The 10089-nt window shown below is 56.1% G+C and carries 6 protein-coding genes; 4 read left to right on the forward strand and 2 right to left on the reverse strand.

What is annotated here, in order from left to right:
• Window positions 1-48 precede the first annotated feature (48 nt).
• Both ACXJ5O_RS11355 and ACXJ5O_RS11360 read right to left on the reverse strand, forming a co-directional pair.
• A complete protein-coding gene (locus ACXJ5O_RS11355) occupies window positions 49-981 on the reverse strand; it encodes a sulfite exporter TauE/SafE family protein (protein WP_457299982.1) in 933 nt (310 codons plus the stop codon).
• Between the two features lie 204 nt (window positions 982-1185).
• Window positions 1186-4479, reverse strand: a complete 3294-nt coding sequence (locus ACXJ5O_RS11360; protein WP_457299983.1) for a peptidoglycan-binding protein — start codon at window positions 4477-4479, stop codon at window positions 1186-1188.
• Window positions 4480-4925: 446 nt separating this feature from the next.
• Between ACXJ5O_RS11360 and ACXJ5O_RS11365 the strand changes: the two genes are divergently transcribed.
• The 4 genes from ACXJ5O_RS11365 to ACXJ5O_RS11380 all read left to right on the forward strand — a co-directional run.
• Window positions 4926-6719, forward strand: a complete 1794-nt coding sequence (locus tag ACXJ5O_RS11365) for an acyl-CoA dehydrogenase C-terminal domain-containing protein (protein WP_457299984.1) — start codon at window positions 4926-4928, stop codon at window positions 6717-6719.
• Between the two features lie 64 nt (window positions 6720-6783).
• Window positions 6784-7956: an acyl-CoA dehydrogenase family protein gene (locus ACXJ5O_RS11370; protein ID WP_457299985.1), complete on the forward strand. Its 1173-nt coding sequence runs from the start codon at window positions 6784-6786 to the stop codon at window positions 7954-7956.
• Window positions 7957-7983: 27 nt separating this feature from the next.
• Window positions 7984-9192 (forward strand): acetyl-CoA C-acetyltransferase, encoded by a 1209-nt coding sequence (locus tag ACXJ5O_RS11375; protein ID WP_457299986.1) that lies wholly within the window; start codon window positions 7984-7986, stop codon window positions 9190-9192.
• 13 nt (window positions 9193-9205) lie between these two features.
• Window positions 9206-10089 (forward strand): enoyl-CoA hydratase-related protein (locus tag ACXJ5O_RS11380; protein ID WP_457299987.1); only part of this gene is annotated, 884 nt, incomplete at its 3' end.

A 10089-nucleotide genomic window follows, 5' to 3' on the forward strand; every position in this document is an offset into this window, starting at 1 on the left:
GCCCCGCAAAGAGTGCAATGATCAGAATTAGAGCAGCAGCGCGCGTATTCATGGCGTCCTCGTGGCGAGCGCAACTGCGACAGAGTAAAGATCATCGGGTGTGACGAAAAGTTCAATCGCGAGACGCAGACCAACCGCCAGAACCAGCATGGCCAGCAGCGCACGCAATTGTTCGCCGCGCAATTTCTGGCCGATGCGAGCGCCATATTGGGCGCCGATCACCCCCCCAGTCATCAAAAGCATCGCCAGTACGATATCGACTGACTGATTGGTCGTTGCCTGCATGACAGTTGTGAAGGCTGTGACGAAAACGATCTGATAGAGGGACGTACCAATGACCACATTCGTCGGTACCTTCAATAGGTAAATCATCGCGGGAACCATGATAAACCCGCCGCCGACACCCATGATCGAGGAGAGAAACCCTATGGCTCCGCCGAGCACCAAAACGGGGATGATGCTCACATAGATCTTCGAGGCGCGGAACCGCATCTTGAAGGGCAGCCGGTGTACCCAATTATGCTGGCCCGGCTTTTTGAGATTGGAGAGCTGGCCAGCTCTCGTCCTTCGCATGGCCTGAAGGCTCTCATACAACATCAGACCGCCAACGGTGCTAAGAAAGATGACATAGAGAAGCGACACTATGAGATCGAGCTGGCCAAGTTCGCGCAACAGAACAAAGACATAAATACCGACGCCTGCACCGGCGATGCCACCTACAACCAGCAACGAACCTAGCTTGACGTCGAGTGTGCCGCGTTTGAAATGGGTAAGAGCCCCGCTGAATGACGAAGCAATGACCTGGTTTGCGCCAGTAGCGACCGCAACAGCAGGTGGAATATTATAAAATATGAGAAGCGGCGTTATCAAAAAACCGCCGCCAACGCCAAACATACCCGATAAAAATCCTACCGCCGCGCCCATAAAAAATAGCACGAAGACATTGACCGAAATCTCGGCGATAGGCAGGTAAATACCCAATGCGAACCCCAAACCCATTGTGGTGTCAGGACACCGTCGTAACACCACAATGACAGCAATTCTTTAAGGTTTCTTGCCCGCTTGCCGGGCTCAAGTCAAATTCTGACTGAGGCCCCTAATACATTGCGGTTTAAACGCGAATCCCTGTGTCGCAATAGCATTGTTATAATGGTTTTAAGAGAGAAACTTATCCCCTTGGCAAGGTCAGCCATTCTTCCTGAGTAAATTGTGAACCAGATCCTTGTCGATATTGCCGGTGGGCTTGAGCCCATTGTCCTTCTGGAACGCCATGATCGCGTCGCGTGTTTTAGAGCCGATTTTACCGTCCGAACCGCCGGCATCGTAGCCGTGCTTGTTGAGGATGAGCTGAACGTTGCGGATGGCCTTTTCCATGTCGATCGAACCGGTCGTCGTTGGGCTTTCCCGCCAATCCGCGGGCACGTTAAGGGCGTTGGCGTCGGGATTCAGCTGTTTCGGCTTCCAAAGCTCGGTGGCAGCCTTCGCGCGTTCAAGCTGCCCGGGAGACATGATCTTGGCCACGTCGTCTCGCTTCTGAGCAGCGTCCTTGTCACCGGCATTGGCCGCAATCGCGAACCATTTATAGCTCTCTTCCAGATTCTGTGGCAGGCCCACACCCTTGGCTGAAAGAATGCCAAGATTGAACTGGCTGTCCTTGACACCGAGTTCGGCTGCCTGGGTAAACCAACGTGCGGCGGCTTCGGTGTCCGGGGCTCCACCATCGGTTCCGGCGGCAAAAAGGACTGCGAGGTTGTGCATGGCGCTCGCGTTGCCTTGTTCGGCGGCAAGCTGGTAATAAGTTTTGGCTTTCGCCAGATCGCGAGTAAGACCAAGGCCCTTCTCGTAGAAGTTGCCGATACGGTATTGCGCCGGAGCGAAGCCCCGTTCTGCAGCAAGATTGTACCATTCGGCTGCTTTGGCGAAGTCATTGCTGACACCGCGCCCGTCCACATAGTTGTTACCGATTTCGAAAAGAGCCTTGCTGTCGCCGTTTGCTGCCGCATCGCGCAACGCTTGGGGTCCAGCCTCAGTCGGAATGATTGGAATAGCTGTGGTCGATGCAGCATCGATGACCGGTGCCACCGGCGTGGCGTCGATGGTGGATGGTGTTGCTTGTTGCGTGGCGATAACCGCTTCCACACTATCCGGTGCGGGCTGTGAGGCAGCCAGTTCCTTCGGTGCGCTGTTTTCGGCCGGAGTTGTAAGTTCCGGAGTCTTTCCTTGCTCTACAGGTTGTGGTGCTTTGCTTGCAACTTGTTCGGGTGGCGTAGGCTGGGCAATGGATGCCTTTTCAATTCCGTCCGCATAGTTCAGATATGCATTCTTCAGTTGCAGACCTGCAATTGCGATCATGATCGCGCCTATCGCCAAGAGAATTGGCCTGCGCTGGCGTGCAAGCAGGCTGTCCTTGGCATCGCCAGTCCTGTCCGACACAGGAGTGCGTTTCTGGCTCTCGACTTCCGAGGCTGCTGCTTGAGCAGCGCGCCGAGCGGCGGCGATGAAATCGGCCTTGCCTTCCAATGTACCGCCGGCAAGTGGCATATCCCGGCGGTCGTCGCGAACGCGCTTCAGGATAGAATTCAGATCTGGCATACCGGAGCCAGGCTCAAGCGGATGGTTGAGGATGTTCGGATCCAGATCGACTTTATCCGTCTTCTTTGCCTCCTCGACGATATCGATTTCTAAGTCCTGTGGCACCATTTCCTGTTTGCTGCGTCCCTTCAGGCCGCGGGCAAGGCTGCTGAAGAGAGATCTTTTTTCGTGGGGTCCCTCTTCCGCAACATCAGCACGCGTCGCTTCCAATGGCAGTTCCTGGCTTGTCAAGAAGATCGCCGTATCGAGAACCGGCCCGACATCTATGGGGGAATCGTAAGCCAGCGTAGCTTTCATCGCTGGCTCTTCGGGGATGATCGCGTCTTCAATCCGGCCTGCAAGGGGCCTGTGGACCGGAACCGGCCCGCTTTCGAGCGAGGCAAGACGGTCAACTATTTTGAGCAACGTATCGTGGATTGCCTCGAACGTCTTGCTGTTGCGCTCTTCGGATTTGCGCGAAAGTTTTTCCAGCGTCTTCAAGTCGGCGGCGAGTTCGCGGGCAATCATGCTATCGTGGTCGCTGCCAAAATTAGCAGTGTTGCGGATCGCCTCAGTCGCAGCGTTGCGGGCAGCCTCCACAACGAGATCACGGTTTGCCGCCATTGATTCTTCGATCGCGTCGAGGCGTGGTGGGATCGCGGACATTTCGGCGTATCGATCATTCGATTGAGCCAGATGCTCGGCCAAACCCGCAATCTGCAGTTCAAGACTACGGATGACATCGTGCGTATTCTCGGTTTGCGGCATGTTTTGCGCAATGTAGCGTGCCATGTCCTCGAAACGGGCTTCGATATTGTCGGTCAAGCGAATGTCGCTGTTCTCGCTCATCAGGTGGTGGTCGTCGAGACGGCGCGTTAGTTCTTCGAAGCGCTGATCGATCTTTTCGATGAACTCAGGATCAGCTGCTGACTGCGGTAGGGTTTCAAGCTTGTCGATGATCTGCAGAACGCGGCTTTCAAGGTCGCGGAAATCGGAGATGTTGATCGCCGCCGGTGCGGTTTGCAAATGGCGCATCATTGCCGAAAGCTGTTCAGACAAGATGTCAAGACTGATCGCAGGTGTTTTGCTCTGCTCGGTAAGTTGATCAACACGCTCGGCGAGTTCGCCCATACGCTTGAGGATCGTATCCGAGGTGCGGTCGGGCGACGCCAGTGCGGCAATGCGCGCCTCCAGGCGTTCGAAGGCATCGACTTCGATTGATTGGCCTGAGACTGGTTGCGAGGTCGCGACGATGGCGCGGCTGATCTCGTCAAGTCGTTCATCAAGCTGCTGCATGTATTTGGAAGGCAGCGAGGTGCCACTTCCAGTAGTCGAAGGGTTGCGTTGTACAAAGGCATCGAAGCGTTCATCGATTGCATCCCAGCGATCGCCAAGATTCTGCACAGATTCTTCGCGGGCCAATGTATTGACCGTGCGCTTCAATTCATCGAGGTCCCCGCGCAGCATGGAAAGATGACCCGTCTCCGCCTGGCTTGCAGAAGCTCGGTTGAACGAGCGATCACTGGGAGCGGTTGACCGGCTGAGTCTGCCAATCGTTTCGCTGTGTGGTTCCGCAGAGTTGACGGGCGCTTTGATCTCGCCTTCCATCTCCTCACGGAGCTGTTTGAGTTGAGCGGCAATTGCCGAGAGGTCATACTTATTTGAAACGGGTGCCTGGGTTGCTGCAACGTAACGGGGGGTGGTCAATTGACCGGCACGGGAGGCGAGAGCGGCAAACCGGTCGGCAATATCCTCGCTCTCCGGAAGAATCTCCTTCTTTGGCTCCATTGCACCGCGCAACTGACTTTCAAGGTCCTCGAGTGTACGGTTGAGACTGTGGAGCGACGTCGCATCACGGCGTGCGCGATTTACATTGACCTGTTCCATTAGTGACCTCTGGTTCGTCATGGACGTCTGCTCGAGTTGACGCCACACCGTGGCGGGTGAAAAACCATCGCTCTGAGGAAACGGCCAATAGCGCTGTGCGCGTCTGGGCCAAACCGGAGAGCCAGGGCTTGCGCCCCATGCGATCCGACAAGCCGTGAAAAACAAATCACACATAGACACGGTTCACCGTCATCGTGACATTGGCGAAACGTGGTAAACAACTGGTTAAGACCCTGTATGAACTGGTTCAAAAAGTATTTGGCCGGCTTAATCCAAGAACGGCGATCTGCCCCGAAAAGACGCCGCCGACCTTCAAAGTGGTGGGCACTGCGCCTAAATGCGTCGTTAAAAAGCGAACTCGAGATAATTTTGACGTTTACGCAAACGTCAAAATTTGCTAGGTTGGGCGACATCACAACGGCGCCATAACTCGTGTGCCGTTTTTGCTTTGTTTTGGAGGAAGCCTAATGCCGAGCTATCGCGCGCCTGTTGAAGACACGCTGTTCATCTTGAACGATGTTCTGGGTTTTGAACGCTACGGTAATCTACAAGGTTTTGGCGACGCATCGCCGGATATTGTTGAAGCCATCCTCAGTGAGGGCGCTAAGCTAGCCGAGAACACACTGTTCCCGGTTAACCAGATTGGTGACCAAGAAGGCTGCGTACGTCACGATGACGGTTCGGTAACGACTCCCAAGGGCTACAAACAAGCTTTTGATCAGTATCGCGAGGGTGGCTGGGTTGGCCTTGCCGTGCCGCAGGAATTTGGTGGTCAGGGTCTGCCCTACGCGCTGCATGTGGCGGCGGGTGAATATATGGCTTCTGCGAACATGGCGCTCGTCATGTATCCCGGCCTGACGCAGGGCGCGATTGCGGCTATTCTCACGCACGGCACCGACGAGCAGAAACAGGCCTATTTGCCCAAAATGACTGATGGTACGTGGACAGGCACCATGAACCTCACGGAGCCGCATTGCGGCACCGATCTCGGTCTGTTGCGCAGCAAGGCTGTGCCGAATACCGATGGTTCGTATCAGATTTCCGGCCAAAAGATTTTCATCTCTGCCGGCGAGCACGATATGGCCGAGAACATCATTCACCTGGTTCTCGCCCGTATCGAAGGCGCACCGGAAGGCACCAAGGGTATTTCGCTTTTCATCGTACCGAAGTTCAACCTGGACGAGAACGGCAATCCCGGGACGCGCAACGGCGTATCCTGCGGTTCAATCGAAGAGAAGATGGGCATCCATGGCAATTCGACTTGCGTCATGAATTATGACGAAGCGACCGGCTACCTGATCGGCGGAGAGAACAAGGGTCTGCGCGCCATGTTCACAATGATGAACGAGGCGCGCCTGGGCGTTGCACTGCAGGGTCTGTCCATCGGCGAGATTGCCTACCAGAACGCTGCCATCTATGCGCGCGACCGTATCCAGGGGCGCTCATTGACCGGGACAAAGCAGCCGGACAAGAAGGCTGATCCGATTATCGTCCACCCGGACATCCGCCGTATTCTGTTGACGATCAAATCCTTCAACGAAGCCGGTCGCGCCTTCATCCTGTGGTCGGCATTGAAATCGGATATTGCTCATCGCTCCGGTGACGAGGCCGAAAGACAATTGGCGGATGACATTCTCGGCCTGATGACACCGGTGTTGAAAGGTGTCCTGACCGACAAGGGCTTCGAACACGCCTGCATGGCGCAGCAGGTCTTCGGCGGCCATGGTTATATCGAAGAACATGGTATGAGCCAGTACGTACGCGATGCGCGTATCGCCATGGTCTATGAGGGTGCCAATGGCATCCAGGCATTGGATCTGGTCGGCCGCAAGCTCGGTGCAAATGGCGGACGTGCGGTCATGGCTTTCTTCAAGGAAGTCGGTGATTTCTGCGAGGAAAATCGCGGCGACGAGAAGCTGTCCTTCTTCACCAAGCATTTGAAGAAGGGCCTCAACGACTTGCAAGCGGCATCCATGTGGCTGATGCAGAACGGCATGGCGAACCCAGACAATGCGGGTGCTGCTTCGACCGACTACATGCATCTCTTCGGCCTGGTTTCGCTCGGCTACATGTGGGCGCGAATGGCCAAGGCATCGCATACCAAGCTTGCTGAAGGCGCCAGCAACAAGGCGTTCCATGAGACCAAGCTCGTCACGGGCAAGTTCTTCATGGAGCGCGTCATGCCGGAGACGTCGGCGCATCTTGCTCGCATTCAGACGGGAGCGGATACGATGATGGCGCTCGCTGCGGAAGCATTCTAAGCTACCGCACGCTCATTTCGGGCCGCGGTCTCGTGGCTCCTTTACTATTCTCGGGAGGTTTGTGATGGGTCTGCGACCGGAAGAAGTATTGGGTGTTCCAAAACCCGACTGGAAGACTGACGACGTTGTGATGCTGGAAGAGATGGCCACGAAATTTCTCGAGGCCGAGGTTCTGCCGCACTACGACCGTTTTGAGAAACAGGAAATGTTCGACCGTTCGGTCTGGGAGCTTGCCGGTGAGAACGGGCTTTTGTGCGCCTCGATGCCGGAAGAATATGGTGGGGCAGGTGGCACCTATGCGCACGAAAGCGCCATTCTTGAAGCCATCAGCCATGTCGGTGTCGACGGCTTCGGCATAGCACTGCACAATTCCATCGTTGCTCCCTATATCCTCCACTATGGGTCTGAAGAGCAAAAACAGAAATGGTTGCCGAAAATGGCGACCGGAGAGCTAATTGGCGCCATTGCCATGACTGAGCCCGGTGCGGGCTCGGACCTCCAGGGTGTAAAGACCAGTGCGAAAAGGGATGGCAATCATTATGTCATCAATGGGTCGAAGACATTCATCACCAACGGTCAACTCGCTAATTTGGTCATCGTCGTAACCAAGACCGACCCAGCGCAGGGCGCGAAAGGCACTTCGATCTTCGTCGTGGAGACTGACGGGCAGCAAGGTTTCGAACGCGGTCGCAATCTCGACAAGGTCGGGCTGAAGTCGAATGATACCTCGGAACTGTTTTTTAATGACGTCCGAGTGCCTGCGTCCAATCTGCTTGGGACGGAAGAGGGACAGGGTTTTGTCCAGCTGATGCAGCAATTGCCACAAGAACGGTTGCAGATTGGCGGGACTGCTATTGCCATGGCAGAACGCGCCATTGCGATTACATCGGACTATGTCAAGGAGCGCAAGGCTTTCGGCAAGGCCGTTATCGAGTTCCAGAACACACAGTTCAAGCTGGCCGAACTCAAGACGGAGGCCACGATCGGCCGCGTTTTCTACAATCATTGTGTCGAACGCCATGTGAATGGCGGGCTCGATCCCGTTACGGCTTCAATGGCAAAGTACTGGCTGAGCGACCTGCAAAACAAGGTGGTCGACGAATGCCTGCAGCTGCATGGCGGGTACGGCTATATGAACGAATATCCGATTGCCCGCATGTTCCGCGACGCGCGCGTCCAGCGGATCTATGGCGGCACCAATGAAATCATGAAGCTTTTGATCGCCCGCAGCCTCTGAGCTGCCGGTTCGAACAGGGAGAATGAAATGACTGAGGCATATATTTACGACCACGTCCGCACGCCGCGTGGCAGAGGCAAAAAGGACGGCAGCCTGCACGAAGTGCCTGCCGTCCGTCTCGGCGCTCATGTGCTTGAGGCGCTGCGCGACCGTAACGGCCTCGACACGGGCCTGGTCGACGACATCATCTACGGCTGTGTCGATCCTGTCGGGGAAGCTGGTGCTGTTATTCCGCGGTCGTCCGCTTTTGAAGCGGGCTATGATTTCAAGGCGCCGGGTATGCAGATCTCGCGGTTCTGCGCATCTGGACTTGACGCAGTGAATTTTGCCGCTGCCAAGATCGTGCAGGGTGCGGACGACATCGTCATCGCCGGCGGTGTTGAATCCATGTCGCGGGTCGGCATGGGGATGTCGGGTGGCGCCTGGTACATGGATCCGTCGGTCGGCCTGCCAGGCTATTTCATGCCTCAGGGCGTTTCCGCTGACCTGATCGCCACGAAATATGGCTTCACCCGCGATGATGTTGACGCTTACGCAGTTGAAAGCCAGAAGCGGGCCGGTGAGGCCTGGAAGAAAGGCTACTTCAAGAACTCGGTTCTCGAGATCAAGGACCAGAACGGCCTGACTATCCTCGATCATGACGAGCATATGCGGCCGACCACGGACATGCAGGCACTGGCTTCGCTCAATCCATCCTTCGTGATGCATGGTGAAATGGGTGGCTTCAACGCTGTCGGCATCCAGGCACATCCCGAAGTCGAGACGATTAATCACGTCCATCATGCCGGCAATTCGTCCGGTATCGTTGATGGCGCCGCAGGCGTATTGCTTGGCTCGAAGAGCGCGGGCAAGGCGATCGGCTCAAAGCCACGTGCCCGCATCCGCGCATTTGCCAATATCGGTTCGGACCCGGCGTTGATGCTGACCGGCCCAGTCGACGTAACCGAAAAGCTCTTGAAACGCGCCAAGATGAAGATTTCAGATATCGATCTCTTTGAGCTCAATGAGGCATTTGCTGCCGTGGTTCTGCGCTACATGCAGGCCTTCGAGATTCCGCGCGACAAGATCAATGTCAATGGCGGTGCCATCGCGATGGGGCATCCGCTCGGCGCGACCGGCGCCATGATCCTTGGCACCGTACTTGATGAACTAGAGCGCCGTGATCTCAATGTTGCGCTCGTTACACTGTGCATCGGTGCGGGCATGGGCACCGCAACTATCATCGAACGCGTCTGAGGAGATAAGGCAGATGAGCTATACGAACTTCAAATTTGACGTCGACGCGGACGGTATTGCACTAGTGACCTGGKATATGCCGGATAAGTCCATGAATGTCTTCACCGAAGAGGTGATGAAGGAACTCGACGCGATCGTCGATCAGGTTGCGAAGGACGAAGCAATTAAGGGCGCCGTGATCACGTCCGGCAAGGACACGTTCTCCGGCGGTGCCGACTTGACGATGCTCAAACGCATGTTCCAGCTGTTCCAGGAAGAGAAGGCGAAGGACCCCAAGAAGGCAGTCGAGCTACTCTTCGAGAACACCGGCAAGATGGGCGGCCTCTTCCGCAAGCTGGAAACCTGCGGCAAGCCTTGGGTCTCCGCGATCAATGGCACCTGTATGGGCGGTGCATTCGAAATGTCGTTAGCTTGCCACGGCCGCGTCGTTTCCGACAACCCGTCGGTGAAGATGGCCCTGCCGGAAGTCAAGGTCGGCATCTTCCCGGGCGCCGGCGGCACGCAGCGTGTTCCTCGCCTGACCAACCAGCAGGACGCCCTGCAGATGATGACGACCGGTTCCAGTCTGACGGCGTCACGCGCCAAGGCGATGGGGCTGGTGCATGAGGTCGTTCCGGCCAAGAAGCTGGTTGAGTCTGCCAAGAAGATGATCAAGGCCGGTCTGAAGCCGGTGCAGCCATGGGACGAGAAGGGCTTCAAACTCCCGGGTGGTGCTATCTATTCGCCAGCGGGCGCCAATCTCTGGCCGGCGGCAACGRCAATCCTCCGCCGTGAAACCTATGGCAATTATCCGGGCGCGGCCTCTATCCTGAAATCGGTATATGAGGGCCTGCTAGTCCCGTTCGATACAGCACTCAAGATTGAGCAGCGTTACTTCACCAAGATCCTGCAGACGAC

The organism is Phyllobacterium sp. P5_D12 (assembly GCF_054049495.1).

Coding starts and splice junctions, on each gene's coding strand:
- ACXJ5O_RS11360 (WP_457299983.1), bottom strand. CDS start 4,479: ATGACGAACCAGAGGTCACTAATGGAACAGGTCAATGTAAATCGCGCA.
- ACXJ5O_RS11365 (WP_457299984.1), top strand. CDS start 4,926: ATGCCGAGCTATCGCGCGCCTGTTGAAGACACGCTGTTCATCTTGAAC.
- ACXJ5O_RS11370 (WP_457299985.1), top strand. CDS start 6,784: ATGGGTCTGCGACCGGAAGAAGTATTGGGTGTTCCAAAACCCGACTGG.
- ACXJ5O_RS11375 (WP_457299986.1), top strand. CDS start 7,984: ATGACTGAGGCATATATTTACGACCACGTCCGCACGCCGCGTGGCAGA.